The 22,975-nt window shown below is 59.4% G+C and carries 25 protein-coding genes and 3 pseudogenes; 12 read left to right on the top strand and 16 right to left on the bottom strand.

What is annotated here, in order from left to right; genetic code table 11:
* The first annotated feature begins 107 nt into the window (after positions 1–107).
* From ACFQJB_RS08405 to ACFQJB_RS08385, 5 genes and pseudogenes are all read left to right on the top strand, one after another.
* Positions 108–698, top strand: a complete 591-nt coding sequence (locus ACFQJB_RS08405; protein ID WP_379726128.1) for an archaellin/type IV pilin N-terminal domain-containing protein — start codon at positions 108–110, stop codon at positions 696–698.
* Between the two features lie 141 nt (positions 699–839).
* On the top strand, positions 840–1,109 hold the full coding sequence (locus tag ACFQJB_RS08400; protein WP_120102116.1) for a hypothetical protein: 270 nt from the start codon (positions 840–842) through the stop codon (positions 1,107–1,109).
* Between the two features lie 87 nt (positions 1,110–1,196).
* Entirely contained in the window at positions 1,197–3,332 is a 2,136-nt protein-coding gene (rqcH, locus tag ACFQJB_RS08395) for a ribosome rescue protein RqcH (RefSeq protein ID WP_379726125.1), read from the top strand.
* 9 nt (positions 3,333–3,341) lie between these two features.
* Positions 3,342–3,971, top strand: a pseudogene (locus ACFQJB_RS08390) (DUF4013 domain-containing protein); the annotation flags it as partial.
* Positions 3,972–4,141: 170 nt separating this feature from the next.
* Positions 4,142–4,447 carry a hypothetical protein gene (locus ACFQJB_RS08385; RefSeq protein ID WP_379728061.1) on the top strand — a complete coding sequence of 102 codons (306 nt, stop codon included), beginning with the start codon at positions 4,142–4,144 and terminating at the stop codon, positions 4,445–4,447.
* Between the two features lie 10 nt (positions 4,448–4,457).
* On the opposite strand, the gene ACFQJB_RS08380 is transcribed toward ACFQJB_RS08385, so the two are convergent.
* Together ACFQJB_RS08380 and ACFQJB_RS08375 are read right to left on the bottom strand one after the other, a co-directional pair.
* Complete coding sequence (locus ACFQJB_RS08380; RefSeq protein ID WP_379726122.1) at positions 4,458–4,997, bottom strand: CBS domain-containing protein; 540 nt, start codon at positions 4,995–4,997, stop codon at positions 4,458–4,460.
* Between the two features lie 59 nt (positions 4,998–5,056).
* Entirely contained in the window at positions 5,057–5,425 is a 369-nt protein-coding gene (locus ACFQJB_RS08375) for a DUF555 domain-containing protein (protein ID WP_379726118.1), read from the bottom strand.
* 293 nt (positions 5,426–5,718) lie between these two features.
* Here ACFQJB_RS08375 and ACFQJB_RS08370 point away from each other — a divergent pair, with 293 nt between their 5' ends.
* On the top strand, positions 5,719–5,895 hold the full coding sequence (locus ACFQJB_RS08370) for a hypothetical protein (protein ID WP_379726115.1): 177 nt from the start codon (positions 5,719–5,721) through the stop codon (positions 5,893–5,895).
* An 18-nt stretch (positions 5,896–5,913) separates the two neighbouring features.
* Here ACFQJB_RS08370 and ACFQJB_RS08365 read toward each other — a convergent pair whose 3' ends face one another.
* On the bottom strand, positions 5,914–6,396 hold the full coding sequence (locus ACFQJB_RS08365) for a cupin domain-containing protein (RefSeq protein ID WP_379726112.1): 483 nt from the start codon (positions 6,394–6,396) through the stop codon (positions 5,914–5,916).
* A 96-nt stretch (positions 6,397–6,492) separates the two neighbouring features.
* Between ACFQJB_RS08365 and psmB the strand changes: the two genes are divergently transcribed.
* Together psmB and ACFQJB_RS08355 are read left to right on the top strand one after the other, a co-directional pair.
* Positions 6,493–7,224 (top strand): archaeal proteasome endopeptidase complex subunit beta, encoded by a 732-nt coding sequence (psmB, locus tag ACFQJB_RS08360; protein ID WP_379726109.1) that lies wholly within the window; start codon positions 6,493–6,495, stop codon positions 7,222–7,224.
* Between the two features lie 123 nt (positions 7,225–7,347).
* Positions 7,348–7,620 (top strand): DUF2061 domain-containing protein, encoded by a 273-nt coding sequence (locus ACFQJB_RS08355; RefSeq protein WP_379726106.1) that lies wholly within the window; start codon positions 7,348–7,350, stop codon positions 7,618–7,620.
* Between the two features lie 54 nt (positions 7,621–7,674).
* Here the strand turns inward: ACFQJB_RS08355 and ACFQJB_RS08350 are convergent, their stop codons facing one another.
* The 3 genes and pseudogenes from ACFQJB_RS08350 to ACFQJB_RS08340 form a co-directional block, all read right to left on the bottom strand.
* On the bottom strand, positions 7,675–9,825 hold the full coding sequence (locus tag ACFQJB_RS08350) for a PAS domain S-box protein (protein ID WP_379726103.1): 2,151 nt from the start codon (positions 9,823–9,825) through the stop codon (positions 7,675–7,677).
* 58 nt (positions 9,826–9,883) lie between these two features.
* Positions 9,884–11,414: pseudogene (locus ACFQJB_RS08345) on the bottom strand (hypothetical protein).
* A 261-nt stretch (positions 11,415–11,675) separates the two neighbouring features.
* Positions 11,676–12,704, bottom strand: coding sequence for a PAS domain-containing sensor histidine kinase (locus ACFQJB_RS08340; RefSeq protein ID WP_379726101.1), 1,029 nt, complete (start codon positions 12,702–12,704; stop codon positions 11,676–11,678).
* 214 nt (positions 12,705–12,918) lie between these two features.
* On the opposite strand from ACFQJB_RS08340, the gene ACFQJB_RS08335 reads away from it, so the two are divergent.
* Both ACFQJB_RS08335 and ACFQJB_RS08330 read left to right on the top strand, forming a co-directional pair.
* Complete coding sequence (locus ACFQJB_RS08335; RefSeq protein ID WP_379726098.1) at positions 12,919–13,224, top strand: DUF433 domain-containing protein; 306 nt, start codon at positions 12,919–12,921, stop codon at positions 13,222–13,224.
* A 14-nt stretch (positions 13,225–13,238) separates the two neighbouring features.
* The gene (locus ACFQJB_RS08330) at positions 13,239–13,658 is read left to right on the top strand and encodes a DUF5615 family PIN-like protein (protein ID WP_379726095.1); all 420 of its coding nucleotides are present in this window, start codon (positions 13,239–13,241) and stop codon (positions 13,656–13,658) included.
* Between the two features lie 41 nt (positions 13,659–13,699).
* Here ACFQJB_RS08330 and ACFQJB_RS08325 read toward each other — a convergent pair whose 3' ends face one another.
* Both ACFQJB_RS08325 and ACFQJB_RS08320 read right to left on the bottom strand, forming a co-directional pair.
* Complete coding sequence (locus ACFQJB_RS08325) at positions 13,700–14,263, bottom strand: hypothetical protein (protein ID WP_379726092.1); 564 nt, start codon at positions 14,261–14,263, stop codon at positions 13,700–13,702.
* A 15-nt stretch (positions 14,264–14,278) separates the two neighbouring features.
* Positions 14,279–14,452, bottom strand: coding sequence for a hypothetical protein (locus ACFQJB_RS08320; RefSeq protein WP_379726089.1), 174 nt, complete (start codon positions 14,450–14,452; stop codon positions 14,279–14,281).
* A 112-nt stretch (positions 14,453–14,564) separates the two neighbouring features.
* Between ACFQJB_RS08320 and ACFQJB_RS08315 the strand changes: the two genes are divergently transcribed.
* Positions 14,565–15,029: a hypothetical protein gene (locus ACFQJB_RS08315; RefSeq protein WP_379726086.1), complete on the top strand. Its 465-nt coding sequence runs from the start codon at positions 14,565–14,567 to the stop codon at positions 15,027–15,029.
* 430 nt (positions 15,030–15,459) lie between these two features.
* Here the strand turns inward: ACFQJB_RS08315 and ACFQJB_RS08310 are convergent, their stop codons facing one another.
* From ACFQJB_RS08310 to ACFQJB_RS08275, 8 genes and pseudogenes are all read right to left on the bottom strand, one after another.
* The gene (locus ACFQJB_RS08310; protein WP_379726083.1) at positions 15,460–16,533 is read right to left on the bottom strand and encodes a methionine synthase; all 1,074 of its coding nucleotides are present in this window, start codon (positions 16,531–16,533) and stop codon (positions 15,460–15,462) included.
* Positions 16,530–17,547 (bottom strand): annotated as a pseudogene (locus ACFQJB_RS08305) (5-methyltetrahydropteroyltriglutamate--homocysteine methyltransferase). The gene ACFQJB_RS08310 and the pseudogene ACFQJB_RS08305 overlap by 4 nt, the downstream one beginning before the upstream one ends.
* A gap of 75 nt (positions 17,548–17,622) precedes the next feature.
* Positions 17,623–18,243, bottom strand: a complete 621-nt coding sequence (locus ACFQJB_RS08300; protein ID WP_379726080.1) for a HemK2/MTQ2 family protein methyltransferase — start codon at positions 18,241–18,243, stop codon at positions 17,623–17,625.
* The gene (locus ACFQJB_RS08295; RefSeq protein ID WP_379726077.1) at positions 18,236–19,105 is read right to left on the bottom strand and encodes a 16S ribosomal RNA methyltransferase A; all 870 of its coding nucleotides are present in this window, start codon (positions 19,103–19,105) and stop codon (positions 18,236–18,238) included. Before ACFQJB_RS08295 ends, ACFQJB_RS08300 begins: the two co-directional genes overlap by 8 nt.
* Positions 19,106–19,205: 100 nt before the next feature.
* The gene (locus tag ACFQJB_RS08290; RefSeq protein WP_379726074.1) at positions 19,206–19,748 is read right to left on the bottom strand and encodes a DUF655 domain-containing protein; all 543 of its coding nucleotides are present in this window, start codon (positions 19,746–19,748) and stop codon (positions 19,206–19,208) included.
* Positions 19,749–19,876: 128 nt separating this feature from the next.
* A complete protein-coding gene (locus ACFQJB_RS08285) occupies positions 19,877–20,233 on the bottom strand; it encodes an RNA polymerase Rpb4 family protein (protein WP_120102155.1) in 357 nt (118 codons plus the stop codon).
* The gene (locus ACFQJB_RS08280; RefSeq protein ID WP_379726071.1) at positions 20,230–20,523 is read right to left on the bottom strand and encodes a 50S ribosomal protein L21e; all 294 of its coding nucleotides are present in this window, start codon (positions 20,521–20,523) and stop codon (positions 20,230–20,232) included. The genes ACFQJB_RS08285 and ACFQJB_RS08280 overlap by 4 nt, the downstream gene beginning before the upstream one ends.
* A gap of 111 nt (positions 20,524–20,634) precedes the next feature.
* Positions 20,635–21,111 carry a GNAT family N-acetyltransferase gene (locus ACFQJB_RS08275; protein ID WP_120102157.1) on the bottom strand — a complete coding sequence of 159 codons (477 nt, stop codon included), beginning with the start codon at positions 21,109–21,111 and terminating at the stop codon, positions 20,635–20,637.
* A 196-nt stretch (positions 21,112–21,307) separates the two neighbouring features.
* Between ACFQJB_RS08275 and ACFQJB_RS08270 the strand changes: the two genes are divergently transcribed.
* Positions 21,308–22,453, top strand: a complete 1,146-nt coding sequence (locus ACFQJB_RS08270) for a DoxX family protein (protein WP_379728000.1) — start codon at positions 21,308–21,310, stop codon at positions 22,451–22,453.
* Positions 22,454–22,975: the final 522 nt, after the last annotated feature.

Raw genomic sequence — 22,975 nt, 5'->3', positions numbered from 1 at the left:
TATCGTGCCGCTGGTAAGTACATGAAACGTTTTATACCGTCATATCCATAGTTGTAGATAAGGTACCGGTGTCGTATCGGCTGCGGTGATCGCACCCCTCAACCACCATGTTCAGCACCAACGAGCGCGGTCAGGTCGGGATAGGAACCCTTATCGTTTTCATAGCCATGGTGCTCGTTGCCGCGATCGCCTCCGGTGTGCTGATTACGACCGCTGGACAACTGCAGTCTCAAGCCTCCCAGACCGGCGAGGAAACGACCTCACAGGTCAGTGATGTACTCCGGATTACGGACATAATTGGATCCGTCAACTCAACCGGTAATAATACCGAGATTGAAACACTCAAGGTGAAAATTCGGTTAGCTTCTGGCGCTGACTCCGTCGAAATGAATGAAAGTTCCTATACGATTGCAACCATGGGTGACAGAAATTCTGCTACGGTCGTCTCTGGGAACGAAACTACGACCGGACTCAGTTACAATCAATCACAAGGGTTGGACGATGGTGAGACTACACTAACTGAACAAAATCAAGTTATCATAGCTGTGTTTAAATTACATAAAATCAGCGACATTGATACTCTCGCCGCTGACGACCGTGTTTCGATCAGTATCGAAGCCCCCGCCGGCGGTCGAACTGTCACCGAAAAGCAGGCACCTGGACAGCTTGAAGACGGCAGCTCCTACGTCCTCAGGTAACTGGCTCGCGGTGGTATTGGTCGTTGCTGCTGTCAGCTTCGCGTAGACTACGATTTCTACCGGTTCACTTCTTGATTTCGATGGTGAGGTACAGTCTCACACCAGCGGTATCTTTTTGAGCTCTGACTATAATATATTATCATGAATGTTTCTCAGACCACACAGCAGGTTCGGGGAACCGTCGTGACCGAGTTAAACCGGCACAGCGCGATGACACTCCGGTCTGAGGACGATCGCACGTATCAGATCGTCGACTGCGCGTCACCAGGGCTTGCCGACGAGCTCGCCGCACTAACGGTCGGCGACACTGTTTCGGTCACCCTCACCGAGGCCGCCTGCCGTGGCAACGGATGGCGGGTAACCGCCGTTGACACCGACTGTGCGGTCGTTGACGCATCGCTTGTCGCCTGAGCTCGTCGACGCAGCTGACGTCCACCCCACCCCTGGCGACGCATACCGGAACGACACCCCTTTTTCCCGTCGTCGTGAGAGGTCGGTATGAACGCCAAGCGGGAGCTCTCTAGTATTGATCTCGCCGCCCTCGTCACCGAGATGGGCCGCTACGAGGGCGCGAAGGTCGACAAGGCGTATCTCTACGGCGACGATCTGCTCCGGCTCAAATGCCGGGATTTCGACCGCGGTCGCGTCGAGTTGCTGCTTGAGGTCGGCGAGGTCAAACGCGCGCACATGGCCGCCCCCGAGCACGTTGCTGACGCCCCCGGCCGGCCGCCCAACTTCGCGAAGATGCTGCGCAACCGTCTCGGCGGCGCGGATTTCGCCGGCGTCTCCCAGTATGAGTTCGATCGGATCCTCGTCTTCGAGTTTGAACGCCCCGACGCCAATACGACCCTTGTGGTCGAGCTGTTCGCCGAAGGTAACATCGCCGCCCTCGATGAAACCGGCGAGGTCATCCAGAGCCTCCAGACCGTCCGGCTGAAATCTCGCACGATCGCTCCCGGCAGCCAGTATGAGTACCCTGACTCCCGGATCGATCCGCTTTCGATCGGCTACGATACCTTTGTCCGAGAGATGGAGGACTCCACCAGCGACGTGGTGCGCACCATCGCTACCCAACTCAATCTCGGCGGCCTCTACGCTGAGGAGGTCTGCACGCGGGCTGGCGTCCCGAAAGAGACCACAATCGACGAGGCCGACGAAGATGACTACCGAGCCCTCTACGACGCCCTCAACGAGTTGGCTACCCGCGTCGATACCGGCGATTTCGAGCCGCGAATCTACCTCGATGACGACCGCGTTGTCGACGTGACACCGTTCCCGTTGGCCGAACGCGAAGCTGAGGGGCTTGACGAAGCCCACTACGACGATTTCACCACCGCCGTCGACGACTACTTTCACCGGTTTGATCGCTCCGACGACGACACCGATAGCTCCGAGCCACACGACGGCAAGCCGGATTTCGAGGCCGAGATCGCCAAACAACAGCGCATCATCGACCAACAGGAGGGTGCTATCGAGGGCTTCGAGCAGCAGGCCGCCGCCGAACGCGCCAAAGCCGAAGCCCTCTACGAGCAGTACGACCGCGTTGATGAGATCCTCACAACGATCCAGGATGCCCGCGAGGATGGCGTCCCGTGGGACGAGATCGATACCACCCTCCAAGAGGCCGCCGACTCCGGCCTGCCGGCTGCTGAGGCCGTCGTTGAGGTCGATGGCTCCGAAGGAACGGTCACGGTCGATCTTGGTGAGACACAGACGACCTTAGACGCGACTGTTGGCGTCGAAAAGAACGCCGACCACCTGTATCAGGAAGCCAAACGCATCGAGGACAAAAAGGAGGGCGCGAAAGCCGCGATCGAAAACACCCGCGAGGAACTTGCGGCGATTAAAGCGCGCCGCGATGCGTGGGAGGCCGACGATGCTGACAGCGACGATGACGATAGCGAGGGTGACGACAGTGATGCCGACGCCGATGAGTTCGCCGAGACCGACTGGCTCACGCGGTCGTCGATCCCAATTAAACGCGATGAGGGCTGGTACGAACGGTTCCGCTGGTTCCATACGACCGACGACTTCCTCGTTATCGGCGGCCGCAATGCCGATCAAAACGAGGCTCTCGTGAAGAAATATATGAGCAGCGGCGACCGCTTCTTCCACGCCCAAGCTCACGGCGGCCCGGTGACGATCCTGAAGGCAACCGGCCCGAGCGAACCCGCCAAAGCGGTCGATTTCCCCGAGACAACCCTCCGACAGGCCGCACAGTTCGCTGTGTCGCACTCGTCGGTCTGGAAGGCTGGTCAACACGCCGGCGACGTGTACATGGTCGAGCCTGACCAAGTGTCCAAAACGCCGGAGAGCGGCGAATATATCGAAAAGGGAAGCTTCGTGATCCGGGGCGACCGCACCTACTTCACCGATCTCGCTGTCGACCTCGCTGTTGGGATTCAGTGTGAGCCACAAACGCGTGTCGTCGGCGGGCCGACCGCCGCTGTCGCCGACAACGCCGCGACACACCTCGAACTGCAACCCGGCAAATACGCCCAAAACGACATGGCGAAACGCTGTTATCGCTCGCTCAAGGGTCGCTTCGCCGACGAAAGCTTCGTCCGCTCGGTTGCCAGCCCGGATCTGATTCAGGAACACCTGCCCGCCGGCGGCAGCGAAATCGTCGACTGATCGCTCTCGATGGAGTTGTCGTCGCCGCGACGCGCAGGTATAACTGCCCGGAGCGTCTGGGCTGAGGTGATGCTCAATGAGGCCCTCCGCGTCCCCTACCGCGCTGTCGACGCAACAGGGACGCTGCTTGTCGGGGCGGTGCTGACAGGACTCACCGTTGTTGCCGCCGCCGGCTGGTTCGCGTTGCTGGCGGTCGAGCCTCTGATCGGTGCCGCGGTGACGCCGCTCATCTTTCTGTTGAGTCTGGTGGTGCGGGGGTATCTGGTTCGTGTTGTCGCCGCCGGGATCAGCGAGCGTTCCGACGCGCCTTCCTTTGTCCGGTGGGGGTCGCTGCTCCGTACTGGGACACAATCAACGTTTGTCTCGGCGATCTACGCGCTCCCGGCGGCGGTGTGTGTCGGCCTTGCTGGGGGAGCGGCCGCAGCCACGATCATCGACCCACCCGGCTTCGAGGGGATGCCGCAGGTGCTTGCGGCGGTCGCAATGCTGATCGGTGGGTTTGGGCTTCTCATCTATGGGCTCGTCTATCTGTATCTTCGCCCAGCCGCACGGGCTGTCTTGGCGGCGACCGGGTCGCTGTGGGCGGCCGTCAACCCCCGCCGCGTGGTCGGCGTTTCGCTGTCGGGATCTTATCTCGCCGGCTGGCTGATCGCGATGGGATTGTTGACCGTCGGCCCGCTGTTGGTGACGCCGTTGGTCGTGGTCTCGGTGCTCGCCGGACTGTATGATATCGCGTTAGCTGCCATCGGTGGCCTGCTCACCCTGCTTGTCACGGTGGTGCTGTTGTTTTCGTTGCGGATGTCGGCAGCGTGGGCGACAGGACGGGGGCTGCCGACGCGTTGCGACCCGACACTGGCATCGGATTCGTTGCTGACGCGTTGCCGGATTCACCCACGGTCGTCGATACCGGGCTCCCGGATCGTCCGACCGAGGCGCCGCCGTCGGTACAGGTTGGGCGTGAGGTTGACGCCGGCACGGGCGGTGTCACCCAGCACACCGACGGCGGTGCTGACCAGTCGATCGAGTTCGGGATGCCGGAGTCGACGACACCGCCGACGGCCGCGGGCGACGACGATCCCGAGGATTTCGACTGGGACGTTGCTGAGCGGGAGTAGTCGCCGCGGCTCAGGAAAACTGGGCGGCGATATCGGCTTCGGTGATGATGCCGACGGTCGCGCCACCCTGGGTGACCATCACGGCTTTGTAGTGCTCCAAGAGATTCCGGATCTCGTCGACGGTGGCGTCCTCGCTGACCGTCGGGAACGATTCGCTCATGACCTCGCTGACCGGGTAGTCGCTGACGTCCTCGCCGGCTTGGATCACGTCGTGTTGGCTGATCGAGCCGACCGGGACGCCGTTCTGCAACACCGGGAGTTGGGAGTAGGCTTCGGACTCCATCGTCTCGACGGCGTCGCCGACAGCGTCGTCAGGGGCAACGCTGATAACGGTCTTGTTCATCAGATCAGCAGCGCGAACGACCTCGCCTTCGGCCTCGTCTAAGGCGTTGACGATCCGGCGAAGCGTCGAGAGCCGTGGGTCGACATCGCCGCCCTCGATGCGGGCGATCAGCGGCTGTGAGACGCCGGCGGCCTCGGCGAGTGCACTCTGGGTGAGTTCCAAGGCGGTGCGGCGTTCCTTGAGATCCTGTGGCGTCGGCAGATCCATACAGGCCTATTACCCCAAGTTATTGAAAAGCTTTCGTCGGCACCGCTGGGTGGCGACAGTTACGCCGCGGCCTCTGGGTCGTCTTCGTCCTCGTCGATCACGTCGATGACCGTCAGCGGCACGTCTCGCAGCGCGCCGCCGACCTCGCTTTTGGCGATCCGGGAGGCGTGTTCGACGCTGTCGGCGTTGAAGACATCGATCTCAAGCAGCAGGCCGACGAGTGCGGTGTCGGCGGCGATAAACGCCGAGTCGAAGGGCTCGCCGCAGGCCGGACAGCCGGTGACGCCGACCTCGACGTCGACGTACTCCTTGTCGGCCTCGTTGAGCCGCTTGCCGGCGGAGCTCACGGCGACGCCGATGGCGTCGTCGACATCCTCAACATCACGAACCAACCAAGCCGCTTCCATGGCGACGAGATAGTTGCTCATATACGTTCCTTGGGCCGGAGGGTTTCGTGTCTTGTGATTCGTTCCTGCAGGAGAGCAGGGTCTACTGGTCGGCTATATCGAGGCTCACACACTGGTTTGGATAGGCGCAAGAGCCTCGTTGGTTTCCCATAAGTTACGACAATCAGGCCGGTTTGTCACACGGTTTACGTCGGATGAGCGGCCGTTCGCCGGTCACGCGGCTCCGTTCGCGGCGACAACCCAAAACCGCACGACAGCGCCGATGTTGGCGCAGACCTCGCCTCCAAACACTTATATACCGCTACTGGCCAGGGGTGAGTACGGACATGATCGAAACGGTTTCGCGGTTCACTGCGTTCGCGCTGTATCAGCTCACGGTGCTGCTCGGGATCGTCCTGCTGCCGGTCGCGTTGGCGACCCGTCGCCTTGGCGTCCAGCCGCCGGTTGCCTCACTTCTCGACCGTCTGGAAGCCACCTACGAGTCGATCTAATTTGTTCGGCCGCAGCCGTTAGCGTTCATTCTGCCAGTAGTCGACGGCAGCGTCCTGCTCGAAATAGCCTTCGAGATCGCGTTCTTCGCGGCCACCGGGTGGGGAGCCCACGTAGACGCCGAATTTCTCCGAATCGGGATAGACAGTCACGTCCGGCTCGGTCATCGTTGAGACCGCCAGATACCGGAGCGGCTCGTCGGTGTCGTTGATGACGCGATGGCCGCCCTCGGCGTTGGCTGGGAACGTGAGATAGTCGCCCTCGCTGATGGCGGCTTTCTCACCGTCACACCGCACCGTTCCCCCGCCCGACAGCACGAAGATGGCCTCCTCGTTGGCCGTGTGATAGTGGTATGGCCACGACCGGCTGCCGGCCGGCAGTTCATAGAGGCTACAGCCGAGTTGGTCGCCGCCGGCGGCCTCGCCGAGGTGTTTGCGCTTGAAGTTGGTCTCGCCGTTTTCAGTCGTCGACCACTCCATGTCGTCGGCGTTAACGCGTCGCATAGGCTGCGTTGTGCCGGCGGTGTCATGGGCTCGCTGGGTTGCGGCGAGGGTTGCCGAATGGTTGCATTTATCCGCTCGCCGACCGAATAGGTAGTAATGCGAACTCCGACAAGCGGTTTTGCTGATGAGTTGGGTCAGCTTGATGGTGACAACAGCAACGTCTTCGGCCCGGAACTCGGCGAGTTCAGCGGTGAGGGCAACCAGCATGCGGGCGACGCTGACGACGCCGGGATGAAAACAGGGACGACGACGGTCGGTCTCAAAACTGACGAAGGCGTCGTGCTCGCCACAGACATGCGTGCGAGCCTGGGCAACATGGTCTCCAGCAAGGATGTCCAGAAGGTCGAGGAGATCCACCCGACGGGCGCGCTCACGATCGCGGGCTCGGTCTCAGCGGCCCAGAACCTGATCAGCTCGCTGCAGGCCGAGGTGCGACTCTATGAGGCCCGCCGCGGCGAGGATATGAGCATGCAGGCGCTGTCGACGCTGACCGGGAACTTCCTCCGCTCGGGGGCGTTCCTCATCGTGAGCCCGATCCTCGGCGGCGTCGACGACGAGGGTAGCCACATCTACTCCATCGACGCACTCGGCGGGACGACCGAAGAGGAGTACACGGTCACCGGCTCCGGCAGCCAGTTCGCCCTCGGTGTGCTCGAACAGCACTACGAGGACGACCTCTCCTTGGACGAGGCCGAAACGGTCGCCGCTCGCGCGATCAAGAGCGCGGTCGAGCGCGATCTGGCCTCCGGCAACGGGATCAATGTTGCCGTCGTCACCGAGGACGGCGTCGATGTCAGCAAGTACAAAGACATCGACCAGTTGCTGTAAGCGACACCCGCGATCAGGTTTCTGCTGACGAGTTTTCCACACGATCCAGTGCTATCGGTTTCGGTTGCACCTGCGCCCAACGCAACCGTGTGTTTTAGTGATCTGAGTCGTCAGCCTCTCCCAATGGCTGTCTTCGACCGATTGCGGGAGGCTGGGGCAGGCGTCTTCACGCGAGCTCCCCACCAGCGGATGTCACGTGCGCTCGCCAAGACGCTTGGCTACCGTGCGTTGATGATCGTGATCACCGTCACCGTCGCCTTCTGGTTCACCGGCGACACCCGGCAGGCCCTTAGTATCGGCCTCGTTGCCAACGTCGTGAAAACGGGGACATACTACGGCTATGAACGGCTCTGGGATCGGATCTCGTGGGGAGTTCACCACGGAAACAGTGAATGAGCGCCTGTCAGGGAACCACTGGTGAACCCCCGACAGCACGCCGGATCGCTCTGTTCACGCCGCTGGGTGTGGCAGGCTCACTGCGATTGTGTTGCCGTCTTCGTCTGTCTCAACGAACTGAACGGTACCACCTGATCGAGAGATGATCAGCTTCACGAGCCAGAGCCCGAGTCCACTTCCGTGATAGAGCGGACTTCGATTCTCCGGATGTTGTATCACATCACGTTCCATCTCGGAGATTCGCGGCCCGTTGTCGGCGACCGTTATCTGCACTTGGTCGCTGGATTGTTCGACTGTCACCGCAACGCTTGGCTCGTCGCCGTCGTTGTGAATAATCGCGTTCGTGATGAGTTCCTCCAGCGCGTAGACAAACTTATCACCTACCTGTAACCGAACTGTGCTCTCACAATCGATGCGTATCGTCGCCTCCGGATGGGTCGACTGGAGGGTTGACTGCACCTCATGCAGTATCGTCTGGAGGTCGATCTCAGATTGGGTCGGCGGCTCACGCAGTAGCTGGGTGATCTCCCGCTGTTTTTCGGTTGTTGCGAGCAGTTTATCACACATCTTTTGAATCTTCCCGGCGAGCCACGCGACATCCCCTGATCCCGTTTCCTGAATCGTATCAGCAGAGCCGCGGATGACGTTCATATCGTTGCGAAGGTTGTGCCGGAGGACGCGGTCGAATAGCGCCAACTGTTGTTGGCGTTCCTTGCGGGCGGTGATCTCTCGGCTGTTGATCAGATAGCCGCTGACACCAGGGGTTTCGGTATGGGCTCGTCCGCTGGCCTCCATCCACCGCCATGAGCCATCGGCGTGTCGCGCGCGATACTCGATCGACTCAAGGCTTGCTTGGTCGGTTGTTACCCACGACGTGAACGCTGTTTTCACCCCGTCTCTGTCGTCAGGATGGATGTATTCCCAGGCGAACTCGCCGATCGTGTCAGCCGGTGAGTGCCCCAAGATCCGTTCGATCGAGGGGCTCTGATACTGAAACCGGCCCTCGGAGTCGACGACAGAGATGATATCGTTTGTCTCCTCGATCAGTGCTTGGAAGCGGTGCTCTCGTTGTCGCTGCTCGGTGATATCACGGAGCGTCCCAACCGAGCCCACAAACTCCTCGCCGTCGTAAGGCAGCACCGCCATCTGATCCTCACACAGGATCGTGTCGCCGTCTGCCCGCTGTATCGGAACCTCGAATGTCACCGTCTCCGGCCCCTCACTGGAGAGCAGTCGCCCGAGATGTTGTTCCGCTCGCTCAATTGCCTCCGCGTCTTTCAGCAATGAGGGGGTGCTTCCGATGATCGTCTCTCGATCGTAGCCGACCAACGCAACGAACTCATCGTTGACAAACGTGAATCGTCCCTCGGCATCGAGGACATAGATCCCGTCGGTCAGTGCCTCGATGATCGTCTCGTTCTTTTCGAGTTCGGCTTTCCGTTCGACGCTGTCGGTGACATCATGGAATTTTGAGAAAATCGACTGAACAGTCCCATCCTGGTTAGTCACAGCCCGGTTGTGCCATTTGTAGATGCGCACCTCGCCGTCTTTGTGGACGTTTTTGTTCACGACGTGGACGCCGCCGTCGGCGGTGAGTAAGTTCCCAACAGCCGCGCCAACGTGTGCTTGATCCTCTGGGGCGACAATGCGCTCCCATGATTCGCCTGTGAGCTCTGCTTCGGTGTAGCCGAGCATCGCTTCGGCTCGTTTGTTGATGCGTTCAAACCGAAACGACTCGTCCCACTGGACGGCACCGAGCGGTGATTCCTCGAAAAAGTGTTTGAGCGTCTGTTCCTGTTGGGCCGCAACCCGCTGTGCCCGGTCGGCTGCAACCGCGTTTTCGATCCGGTTCAACAGCACGCTCGTCGGCGGCTGCTCGCCGCTGGTATCGACATACTCTGTGCCCCCGGCAGCGAGCAGCTCCTGGACGACTGATTCGCTTGGCTCCGACACGACACCGATCACCGGAAGCGTCGAATGCTGCGTGCGAACGCGTTCGATAAACGTTGTCGCCGCGTCCTCCGGGAGCGGCGCTCCAACGAGAACACAGTCAGGCCGGTTGTCGGTAAGCGTCGCCAGTGCTGCGTCGGCGTCTGCGGCTGTTTCGACGCGACCGGCCGCTTCACCGTCTTCGACCGATGCGATGACCGCTCGCTGCACACCCACAGCGAGCAGAGCGATCGGCGCATCGGCCGGGGTTGTCATACCTCAGTCTGGTGTTCCATCGATAAAACAATTCGTACGGCACCGCAGCGGCGTTGTGTTACCAGTCGCGAAAGTCGCCGTCGATCAGCGTCTCGGATTGCTGTTGGATATATGTTCGCTGCATCCCATGGATCGCCTCCTCGAACCCCTCGCCGTCGTTGAGTCGCTGTCGCACCTGCTTTCGCTTCCAGCCGGCGGGCGTCAGTTCGTTGTCGACGCGCCACATCAGCGGTTGGAGGTAGGCATCGACCGCCTCATCGGTGAGGCCGACCGCGCGCAGCCCCTCGGCGGCGTGATCTAAGAGATCAGTGATCGCGGCGGTGCTGTCACTCGTCTCGGTGCCATCGGCGAGGATCCATTCGATATCGGCCTCAAGCCCGTTGCGCATCGCGGCGTAGAAATTGTCGCGGGCGGCGTCCCACGGGAGGTCGCCGACCGGGTGTTCGGTGCGGGTAAGGCCCTCCATCGCGCCGGCAAAGGCGACTGTCAGAGCCATCGAGTCCCGGACGGTTGGTTGGGCGGGTAGGGGGCGGAACTCGATTCTGGCGTTGGCCGCCGATCGGGAGGGGCCGCCGAACACCGGTCGCACCCACCGCCAGAAGGTGCCGTGCTTGCGGCGGAGCGTGGCAAAGTTGTCGTGGAAGCGGTCGCTGCGGTCGACATCCATCGGGACGATCACCTCGTCGTCGACGACGCGGCGAATCGCTGCCTCAGGGTGTCGATATCCTCGGGGAAGGCCACCTTATCGGTCTCGGTGGCGGTGTTGAGCACCGACTCGAAAACGGCGATCCGATTTTCGTGCCAGCCCTCAGCGAGGACTGTCTCGGGGTCGACACCGTCCTCGTAGAGATCCGGCGGGAAGAACGGCGCGTTGACGCCGAGGGCGAGCAGCGGCCCGGCGAGCCGGAGCGCGTAGGTGAAACACCGCGGGAGATCCATCGCCTGCTGCATCTGGTAGTGGGGCTGAATGGATGTAATCAGGCTCTCGGGCATCAGCGTCTCGGCGGCGATATCGACGTGGGGGGCCTCGACGCGGAACGTGTCTGCGAGATTCCCGTTGGCCATCGCGTGGTACCGGACGGCGTCGGTCATGTTGGTGGCGATTCGGACGCCGTCGTCGTCGACGCTGTCGGTGAGATACTCCCGGGCGGTTTCGCCGGTCGGTGGGATCGTCCACAGCCCGTCGCTGACCAGCCGCAGGCCCTCGGGGGCCGTACAGTCGAGGGCGGCTGTGAGCTGGCTGCGAACCTCCGATTCGATGGCGCGGACGCCGTCAGCGTTGAACGGTTGGGGGTGGCGGTCATCTCGGCGTTGTGTAAGCCGAGTTCCTTCTCGAAGCCGATCAGCTCCAGCAGGCGGCGCGGCACGCGGGCCAGTCCGTAGGCTCCATCGTCGCCGGGATTCCAGCGGTTTTCCGAGACAGCGTAAAACTCGTATTCGAGGCCGAGAATCGACTGGTGGTTGTCGAAGGTGCCGTCGCTGAGCTCCGACAGCACGAAGTCGGCATCGGTCGCGGCGTCCGTCCGGTACGATTCGGGGTCGACGGCCAGCACGTCGCGGACGGCGGCGGCCAGCGAGGACTCTGTCATCGCACGGGTGTGTGTTTTCAAGCCTCTTGAAGGCATCTAGCTTCGTCGGCGTTGCTGCCGAGGGTTGGGGTGTGTCGTCGGCGGGGTACTGGATCACGATCAGCGGGGATGGTCGTTGGTGGTCGCGTGATCGGTGTCGATACCCGATCAGCGGCGGTCAATCGTTGAATCGTTGCACTCGCTGGCTTGTGGAAACTGCCATGTAGCAGCGGACTAGATACAATATCGCTATCGAGGCGTCGATCCGCCACCGAACTCTGGCTATTTTGGATCGGCCAGTGGTAATGTTACTTCGATCACCTTTCGCTCTGCGTTATTTTCCTTGAGTTTCAGGATTCCTTGATGTCGATTTACGATCGTTTGCACTTCCCACAACCCGATTTTGTCGCCGTGTTTCAGCTGATCAGGTTCATCGCTATTTAGCAGGGGTGCGATCTCGATATCCGGGATCGGTTCGCCGGTATCGATGATCTGAATATTTATCTGTTGATCAGCGACGTTTTCGCTTGCAGACACCGTGATCGCCAAATCCTCGTGCGCATTGTGTCTCACCGCGTTATCAATGAGTTCGTGAAAGGCCTTCTGTAACAGCGGATTCGCATCGATATACAGATTTTCGCTCGCAAGCTCCCAGTTGATGTCTGGATAGTTGGATCTGTATTTTTCCACCTCCGCTTCCAACAGCGTATGCACATTCACTCGGTCTGTGTTCTTCTCATCACCGGTGAGTGATGTGATCTTGTTCACCCAGCTGGTTAGCCGCACCAATTCGGCGATGGCCCGTCGCATCTGGTCGAAGACCTTATTCCCATTCGATCGGGTGTCGATCTGTGAGAATCCGCCGCTCACGATTTGCAGCTTATTGCGGAAATTGTGGCGAATAATCCGATTTAGGAGATAGAAGTGCCGAAGCTTCATCTTGTAATCGTCGATATTCTGGATGACCGCGATAACGTACGACTGATCCTCTACCGAGAGCTCCGACAGGCGCATCTCGATCCACAGTATTTCGCCTGATGGGCGTGTCACGCGCCATTCGAACTGCTGGGGGTGACCCGCTGCTGCCGCACGTATCTGTTTGATGAATTTGGATTTCGACAGCGAATCGGTGCTGACATCGACGATGTCGATTGTCCTGAGTTTCTCCGCTGGATAGCCATACACGTCTTCAGCATACTCGTTCGCATAGCAGATGTCCCCGGTCGTCGAATCATGAACCGTCACACCGACCTCTAAGCTACTGTAGAACTGGTCGGCTTCGTCGTCAAATTCAAATGATGATGAGGTCATCTGCGTCGCTGTTATCGTTTAAATACCGCTGGTCTGTGTAAATAATTAATGATAGCAAAGTGACTATAATCGGCCGCAGTGGCCGTGTAACGCCTGTTAGCACTCGCCGCAATTCTGCATTTCAATCTGCTCAATGCTATCTGTGGCGCACAAGCTTCCGAAACTGACGATGTACCGGCAAAGAATGAAGGCCACAGCACCAGTATGTTCCATCATGTCGAAGCAGATGAACACCGTCGTCGCCGGTGATGAGTCGGAGATTCACGACGAGCCCCATATTCGAGACCGGCGAATCACCGTGAGCCACATTCACGCGCTGGTCGAGGAGCGCGGGCTCGACGCCCAGACGGTTGCCGAGCGGTTCGACCTCACTGCCGCAGCGGTCTACCACGCCCTGGCGTACTATCACGACCATCCCGAAAAGATGCGGGCAGTCGAAGAAACCCGTCGAGAGCGGCACGACGCCGCAGCGGACGACCCGAGAATCGTTACCGGGCCCGAGGATCTGCCGGACTCGTAGGCATGCAGATATCGTTGCTGCTCGACGAGAACATCGCGGCGTCGCTGGCGACCAAACTGGGCAAAGCAGACCACGACGTAGAGCGTGTCGTCGACGTGAGCGAGTTGGGCGAAGGGGTTGACGATACTGCGATTTGTCGGTACGCCGCCGAAGAACACCGGATCATCGTCACCAGCGACGACGATTTTGTCGAGCTACCACTCGACGCACACGCCGGCGTGTTCTACGTCCCACCAGTCACTGCCGGCCTACAAATGCTACCACATCATCCAGCGCGGTATCGTTCTGTGAGGTCTATGCCTTCAAATAACTACGTCAGTCAACATAACCAATACCGTAGATTAAGTGAAAAAGAACGATTGCTTGATTCAGTCGGCAACTCTTTTGAACCAAGATTCTGTATCATCCCAAAAAGAAATAAAATCAGCATTTAATTCGCCGAAGTAGCACATGGGATTCTCTTCTAACCGCTTGTCTATCCCCCAGAGGTAATCACCAACCTCTTCAAGATCTCCTGCCCCCTGGGATCAAATTGTGTCTTGTGAAATTCTACTTTTAGATAAGAGTCAGAAGTGGAGTCATCTACAGTAATAGTAAGACAGCGATAGTTCCCATGAGTAAATTGATTCCGCAGTCCCCATGCAAACGGAAGCTTACGAATGAATGGTGAGTATTTTTCACCACCTCCGGACGAGCCATGGAGAAAGGTGAATTTATTAACATTATTTTCTACGCAAGTATCAATAGTTCGATGGAGTTCTTCAATCAGAGAATAAAGAGATGTCAGATAGTTGTGGATATCTGTGAAAATATTCACTCTTAATGCGTCTGTACCCCAGCTATCGTACTCTTCAAGATAAATATAACCATCAGTATCCATATCACACCACTCACTCAGCTGAGTGAAATTGATATTGACAATTTGTTTTGAGTACTCAAGCCGTGTTGCCTTTTGACCGTCGGGAGGGCTTTGTGCACCGTTACTATGGCCTAAGAGCCGGTCTATTGCGTTGTTGGAAAAATTAGAGTTACTGCCCATCCGACCGTTGGAAAATCAATCGTCTGAAAACATGCGGTGAGAGTCAGTAGATGATTCAGAAGACTCAGATGATTCAGTTTTGACTTGACGCTGATCGTCAGCAATATCGTGCCAAGATCGTGCTACAGACTCAACTGACTGCCCGGTTGCTTTTGCTACATCATCTGCTGTGACGATACGCTGCTTCATATCTGTATCATAGGCTGACACAGGTATAACCCTTATTATTATTATGAGAAAGTAAGCTATTATCTGACAGAAGAAAGTTTTAAAACTCCAAAGCCGCACTCCAAAAACACAAATGAAAATAGCTACCGACCGGGATGAATTCAAAGAGGTTAGCAAGGAGACAGAATGGACAGTCGGGGCAGCTAAAGATGAAATAGAGTTCACAGAAGATGAATTTGAGGAATTAAAAAGAGTCCTCCGGATCAAGAATATGGATGGAGAACGTGAGTCTCCATTGATATTGAATCCATCTGGAGATTCCATAGACGATTTCTTGATTGACTTTTCCCTGCTTCAAAAGATTTTGTATGAGCACCGGCGATATGCCATTGCTGAAGGGTTTTCAGATGCCGAGATGGATGTGCTACGTGCTATTGAATTTCATCCAGCAGACCGTGTAGGAGTTGATGAAATTATGGATCACAAACACGCAAAAGAATATTCTGAATCAACAGTATACAGATACCTTCGCAAACTTAGAGATAAAGATCTAATTGAAAAAGTGAGGTCCGGCCTTTATCGATACGATGGGCCGTAATTGTAGTAAATAAATGACAGAACCCGAAGGTTGAATAGATAGGGAAGCGGTCGAGAGTTAGTTATCGCCCTCTTCAGCGTACATTAGGTTATCGAATGGTATATACCCAATTTGATCACCTGTTGAATCTAAAAGAATAATCCCGGAATCACCTTCTTGGATTGAATCACACTTTTGTGTTTCTTGCGTTGTTCTTCCCGTGCCTGAAACGAAATGGACTATCATACAAATAGAAATTTAATACCAATCCACAAAAGAGCATTTATTTTATGATTTAGCAGTCGTCAGGTGTAATCTTCGTATGTAGCGGCAACACCGGGAGTTCGTCGAAACCCGATTTTCTTTTTTGCTGCTGCTTGTCGCGCATGCTTGCGACAGACAAGAGCAGTCTACTAAGCCGCAACAAAACAAAAATCTGCAGTCTAGCCGATCAGTCAGCCGTCGGCACCGGCTCTTCGAGGTCGATCTCGCCGCTGTCGAGTTCGGCTTCGACCTGGCGGGTCGCCTCGACCATGTTCTCCATCTTGCCGTAGGCGACATCTCGCGGGAGGAGTTTCAGTCCGCAGTCGGGGCTGATCGTGAGCCGTTCCGGCGGCACGACCTTCAGGCCCTGTTTGATGTTCTCTTTGATCTCGTCGACCGGTTCGACCTCGGCGGTGTGCACGTCGACGACGCCGAGTGCGAGATCCGGCACGAACTCCGGCTCGCTGAACACCTCGATCTGCTCGTAGTTGCCGTTGCAGAGTTCGAGGTCAACCTCGTCGACCGGGTAGTCGTTGAGTTCGGGGTAGATCCGCGAGTAGTCGCCGTAACAGACGTGCAGGCCGATGCGCACGTCCTCGTCGATCCCGCTGACGATCCGGTCGAGGGCTTTGCCGACGATGGCGTGGTCATCGGGCGTGGTCGCCAGGGCGGGCTCGTCGATCTGGATGTACTGCGCGCCGGCGTCGACGAGGCGCTCGATCTCGATGTTGACGAGGTCGGCGAGTTCGTAGACGAGTTCCTCCTCGGTGTCGTAGGCCTCGTTGAACGCCCAGTTGCCCAGCGTATAGGGCCCCGTAATCGGCACCTTGACCGGCTTGCTGGCGACATTGTTCGTGAACTCGAACTCATCGACGAGCCACGGTTCGTCGTAGGCGACCTCCGACGAGACGGAGGGTTTGTCGAAGTAGTTGTGCCCCCAGACCTTGACCGGGCCGTTGAACTCGTAGCCGTCGATCCGCTCGGCGAAGTACTCGACCATTTCATTCCTCCTGACCTCGCCGTCGACGACGGTGTCGAGCCCGCAGCGTTCGTGTTCGTGTGTGATGACGCGTGCGGCGTCGTCGTGGGCCTCCTGGAGGTTCTCCTCGTCGAATTTGGAGTCGGGGTCGTCGACGAGGTCGTCAGCGCGGTTCAGCCACTTCGGCTTGGGGTAAGAGCCGACGACGGTCGTCAGTAGGAAGCTGTCGTTGGGGTGGTCGTCGGGACGGAACTGCGCGCGGTTGTCGGCGGGGCGGCTCATGCTGTCACCTCCTCGGCATCAACATTGCCAGCCGCGGCCGCAATCGCCGCCAGCTTGGCGCGGTGTTTGTTCACCGGCAGGTAGAACGGCTCGGTGTTGGTCGACAGATACAGGCGGTCGAACTCCTGGACCGGAATCTGATCTTCGAACCACTCGACGCGCTCTTCGAGCGTGTCGGCGGATTCGACGAGGGTGTTCTGGCCGTCGGCGATGCCGAGGGCGGCGGCGTCCTTCGTGCCGAACTCGGTGATGTTCGACAGCGTCTCCTCGCGGTCGCCCGCGACGAGATCGAAGCCGAGCGCCTCCACGTCGGCGTCCATCAGGTGGGCGTAGGTCGTCTCATCGAGCGCGCCGAAGTAGGTGTGGACGACCACGTCGGCGTCGGTCTCGCTGGCGACGGTGTCGACGGCGTCGGCGAGTCGTTCGACGAGATCCTCGCTCGGCGGGTTCTCGACCAGCGAGGGCTCGTGCAGCGTGAGCGTCTTATGGGCCGGAAACGCCTCAACCTCGCCGGCGAGGAAGTCCGCGATCGCGCCGAAAAAGTCGGCGTCGTCGCCGTAGTGTTCGTCGGAGGCGAGATCGAACAGCGAGTACGGGCCCGGGAGGACGGCCTGCAGCGAGTCGGCCGGATCGTCGATAGTCTCGCTGGCAGCCTCCAGTTCGTCGGCCACATCGCCCGAGAAGTCGAGTTCGCCGCGAACCTGTGGATCACGATAGAAGTTGTTGTTGTCGTAGTAGCGGACGATCCCGTTGGGGTCGACGTTGTCGTGGGTCGTCAGCGGGTGGGCGAGCATGTCGTCCCACCGGAGCTGTCCTTCCGTAACGCGGTCGAGACCAGCGGACTCCTGATCGCTGATTACTTCGCGGCGATACTCGGCGTAGGCACTGGCGACCTCCTCGCCTTCGTCACCGGAGATCAGATCGTGCTTTTGGTGGCCTTTGAGGTCGAGAGCTCCTCTTTAGCCGGGTCAGGAAGGGGAGTAGCCCCGTCGTCGTCGCAACGCGTTCAGTCATCTATCCGAACTTGGTGATTCGGCTGCTTAATATTTACTAATACAGAATATGTTTGAAAGTAATTTTGAGGGCAAATCACTGCGTCAGTCGCAGCACCGACAACACCTCGAACGGGTAGGATTCCTGTGTGATCTCCGTGGTCTCGAAGCCAGCGTCCTCCGCGAGATCGACGACGATCTCATAGCCGGTGAGGCTGCTGACCAAGAGATAGACCGCACCGTCGGTGGTCAACACGCGACCCACGTCGTCGAGAAATGGGACGATCAGCCGGCGGCCATCAGTTCCACCGGAGAGGGCGTGTTCCATCCAGTCGTCCCACTCGTTGTCCGGCTCGGTCGGCAGATACGGCGGATTGAACAGGATCGCATCGAAACTGTCGGCCGCAAACGGAGCGAGCAGATCAGCGCGAACAGTGTCGATCCCGCGCTCGCGGGCCTGCCGACAGGCATAGGGATTCAGGTCGCTGCCGACGACGCGGGCGGTGGTCTCGTCGGCGACCTGTTCGGCGACCCAACCCGAGCCGGTACCGACCTCCAACACATGCTGTGGCGAGTCGAGATCGTCAATCGCTGCCTTCGCCAACAGCGCGGAGTCCTCAGCGGGCTGGTAGACGTGACCATCAACGCCGCGCTGCTCGGCGAGCGACGGGCGGTCGTCGCTGTCGTCTGTCTCGCCGCCGTTGTCGGCGTCACCCATTGTCGGAGTCGTCAAAACCGTGTTTGACTGCGGTCTGTGCGAGGGCGGCGAACTCCGCGGGCGCGACGTTGCCGGCTCGTCGTCCCAACAGTTCTTCGTCGGCCGCGTCGACGACCGCGTCGGCATCGTCCAGCCCGGAGATATGCGCCGTGTTGCGGATCGCGTTGCGGATCGTTTTGCGGCGTTGGGTGAAGATCGCCTTGACGAACCGGAGGAAGAACTCTTCGTCGGCGACGCTGTACTCGGGTTCGCGGGGCGTCAGCCGGACAAGCGCGCTCTGGACAGCGGGCTGAGGGTCGAAGGCGGTGTTCGGGACTGATTCGACGATCTCGCAGTCGGCGTAGTGTTGGGCACTCACCGAGAGCCGGCCGTAGTCGTCCTCGCCGACGCCGGCGACCATGCGCTCGGCGAACTCCTGTTGGAACATCAAGACCAACGGAATATCGAGCGGCAACAGTCGAAAGGCGATCTCGCTGGACGCGCTGTACGGGAGGTTCGACACGCAAGCGGTCACATCCGGCAGCGCAACCTCGAGGGCATCGTCTTCGATGACGGTCAGTCGGTCGTCGTCGGTGGCGTCGGCGAACTCCTCGCGGAGGTGGGCGGCGAACGTCGGATCGCGTTCGATGACTGTCACGCGGTCGGCGACTGCAAGCAGGCGGTCGGTGAGGACGCCCGGCCCGCCGCCGATTTCGAGAATGTGGCTGCGGTCAGCGTCGTCGGGCAGATAGCCGGGGATACGGTCGACGACGCGGTCATCGACGAGAAAGTGCTGGTCGAAATCCGGGTTGCCGCGGTCGCCGGCCCGTCGGATCAACGCGTCGGGATCGCGGCTTCCTGCGGGCGGTTCGGAACGAGTCATGCCACAGCGTTCGCCGCCGTCGGCCTAAACATCCCGTTTTGCTGTCGCTGTGGGGGACGGGGGCGGGAGTGTCGGTGGTGTCGTTGCTGCAGGGCTATCCCTACGCTTCGTCGTTGCGGACGAAGATCTTGTATTTCAGATCCTCATCGCGGAGCTCTTCCATGATCCGCTCGGCGATTACCTCCTTAGGGTTGTGGAGGCCGCCGACGCGGTCGGCGAGATCCTCGAAGCTCTCGAATGGCTGGCGTTTTCGCTTGTCGATGATCTTGTTGCGGAGTTTTTTGCCGATCCCGGGCAACAGATTCAGTTGGTGGAGCCGGAGACTGATCGGCTGGGCGTCGTTGTAGAAGTCGACGAATCGCTGTTCGTCGGCGTCGATGATCGCTTCGACAGCATATTCGAGCTCTGAGACCCCGGAGTTCGAGAGATCGTCGTACTCGATGTCGGTGACGTCCTCGATAACTGCGTCGTCGGCCGCCTCGTCGATTGGAATGCGGTCGACGATGTTGACGTCGGCATCCTCGGTAAGAGTCAACTCCAGCAGATCGAAGGTCTCAGTTTCGAGGGCGTAGGCCAGCGCCGCCTTCTGGTACTGCGGACGGGTGTCGTCGGGCCGGCCGTGGGGGAGGTAATCGACGATCACGGCCTCGCGGCTCGCAGCCTCGGGCTCGCAGCATCGTCCTCGGTGTTGGACATATCAGTCCCTATGCAAACGAGCTATTTAAAAAATCGCCTCGACCGGCCGGCCGCGATACCGTCGACGGGTGTGGGTTAGACGTATTTCGCGACAACATCAAGGATGTCGTCGAGTTCCTCACCGTCGAGGGTAAACCGTTCGTTGGCGTAGATCGCCCGCAGCTCGGTGCGATCCTCGGGCAGCAGGTCGGCGATCCGGTGGGCGATCTCCTCGGAGACCTTATCGAGTTCAAGGAGATCGTCGACGAGTTCGCGGGATTCCTCGGCCTCCAAAACCGCGTGTCGGTTGACGTGCTCGATGGCACGGGCGAGTTCATACCGCAGGTCGCGATCCTCGTCGTCGGCACGCTCGTCTTCGACCTCGTTGAGGAGTGACTTCGCCTCGGAGATGGTGATGTACTCCTCGTCGAGTTTCTCCTTGAAGATCGTCATTCCTCTTGGGCGCGCAGGTGAGCCGGGCGGGCGATGATGGTCTTCTCTTTGCCGCCGTCGGTGATCGACACGGTGTAGGCACTGCCCTGAGTGCCGGTGACCTCACCGGTGTGGCCGTTAAATCGTGGGTGGAACCGACCCTCCGGCACGCTCGGATCCAGCGTCAGGTGGACGCTTTGGCCGACATCGAACGCTTCGATCGCTCGCTGCGGTGGTGAGGTGCCGCTTTCGCGGGGTGGATTTGAGAGTTTACCACGCGTCGTGTTCAGGGGCCCGTTGGAACTTGGCATAGTAGTACCGGCGGTTGTCCGCGTCGGGGTATAAATGGTGCGTTCCGTCGCCCCCACGTGAGGTCGTCACACGGCGTCGCCACGGTGGTGTCACCCGCGGCGCTGCGACCACTACCGGCGCAAAAATTCCGAGAGTCGCTTGCGAATCCCGTCTTGCTCGCCGAGTTTGAGATAGAAGGCGTCGCCGTTGTCCTCGTAGTAGCTGTCGATCCGGCGGTCGATCTCGAAGCCGAGATGCTGATAGAAGCCCAACGCCGACTCGTTGGTCGTGCGGGCGTGACAGGTGATTGTCGTGTGCTCTTCGGCGATCTCCGCGACCAACCGCTCGCCGTACCCTTGTCCACGCGCCTCGGGGGCGACAGCCAAAAAGAGGATGTAGCCGTCGCGTCGCACCGAGCCGAAGGCGACGAGTGTGCCATCCTCGAAGTACAGCAGCGTTGTCGCCCGGCGGTAGGCATCGGTGAAAAAGCCGCGCCGCTGTTTGAGCACACCCTCTTTGCGGTGGATGCGCTCTTTGAGTTGCCACGCGCGGTCGACGTGGTCGGTCTCACCCGGCCCGTCACGCCGCCGTTCGAGATTGACACTCACTACCTGTGGTATGCACCACGAGAGTATTAATTCCACCGTCCCGGCAGCCGATGGAGGTGACTCTCAGCTTGGTGGCGCTTCCCAGATGCGGTGTGGACTGATGAGCCACCAACGCGACGACTGCTTGACGGTGTGAGGACTGCATCGATCTATCATCGACCGGTGGTATTAGGAGGTTCACGTCCGTATGGGAGCTATGCACCACCGCTTGCGTCACGTGGTCGGACTCCTGACTGCCCTCCTTGTGGCCGCCCAATTTCTCATTGGGTCGGCGGCCGCTCACATCGAGTATGTCACACCGGGTGGCGACCCACAGGATGTCGTCACCTTCCTGACCGATGCGTTGACAACGCCGTTTATCATCGCCGTCTTACTCGGCGGCTTTCTCGTCATCGTCGCCGGGCTGGCCGTCTATCTTTACGTCCGGCCGTTTCCGGCTGATATCGCCGCGTTTCGGGCGATCATGGACGACTACGAGGATCTGTTGCCGTGGCTCTTCCGGCTGAGCATGGGGATGCCGATGATCGGGGCGGGTTTCGGCGGCTACTTTTTCAGCCCGGCTGTTGAGTTGCCGTATCCGACCGCCCTCCGGCTGTTCGGGATCAGCGTCGGCTTTCTGCTGTTGTTCGGGCTGGCGACCCGCGTTGTTGCCGTCGGCACCCTCTTGATCTATCTGGCTGTGTTGCCATCGGAGCCGGGACTGCTGTTGGCCTTCGAGTATATCCCTGGCCTCTTGGCGATCGCCTTACTCGGCGGCGGCCGGCCGAGCGCTGACGCGATGATCGCCCGGATGGCCGATGACGACCGCACCGTCTACTCCGATATCGACCCCTTCTACCGGCGGGTTGCGGTGCCGTTCGCCGAGCGGATCGAGCCCTACACCGCGATGGTGCCGACGCTGCTGCGGGGTGGGATCGGTGTCGCCTTTATCTATCTCGGCATCACCCAGAAACTGCTGCGCCCCGGCCAGTCGTTGGCCGTTGTCGCCAAATATGATCTTACGGCTGTCGTCCCGGTCGCCCCCGAACTGTGGGTGATCGGGGCTGGGTTGACCGAAGCCCTCGTCGGGGTGATGTTCCTCCTTGGGGCGTTCACGCGTGGCTTTTCGCTGGTCGCCTTCGGGCTGTTCGTAACGACGCTGTTCGGGCTGCCGGATGATCCGGTCGTCGCCCACATCTCGCTGTTCGGGCTGGTGTCGGCGCTGTTGATCACCGGTAGTGGGCCGTACTCGGTTGATGCGTGGCTCAAATCGAAGTTTGGAGCGGCTGCCGAGGTGGTCGGTCGCGACGACAGTGACCAACGCGAGCCGCCGACAGCAGAGGAACCTGTCGGCGACGATTGAGGTAGGTATTATGCAAACTGCTTGAAGTTGGGTGAGCCGGAGAAGCTTGTTGTTGACGCAGCACGGCTCCGCTGATTGATTGTAAAATCGAGCCTGGGGTTAGAGGAACGCGAAGAGTGCGACCCCACCGAGGATCGACAGCACGAACAGCGCGACGATGATCCCCCAGAGGATCTTCGCACCCTTCCGGCCGCCAAGTTCCACGGCGGCAATCCCGAAGATGCCGACGAGGATAACGGTCCAGACCTCTGGGCGCTTTGCTCTCTGCCTTCGCCTCTGTCGGCCTTAATGTAGAAGTATGCCGGCACAAGGAGACCGACCGGGATGGTCAACAGTCCAACAAGGATCGCCGCAAGCCAGACGATGATCGAGTACTGATCGGTGAGGGAGTCAGTGTCCATACATCCGAACGTGTTTCTGATCGTGAAAAACCCAGTGATCGATCGTCGTTCCGATGTGAGTTCTGTTGTTTTGTGCGTTCACAACCCACATGCATCTACATTTCTGGGCCGATAGCATCGC

The organism is Halonotius sp. GCM10025705 (assembly GCF_042662885.1).
In the GTDB taxonomy this organism is placed as follows: Archaea; Halobacteriota; Halobacteria; order Halobacteriales; family Haloferacaceae; genus Halonotius; species Halonotius aquaticus.
This window is presented reverse-complemented; position numbering and strand designations above follow the sequence as displayed.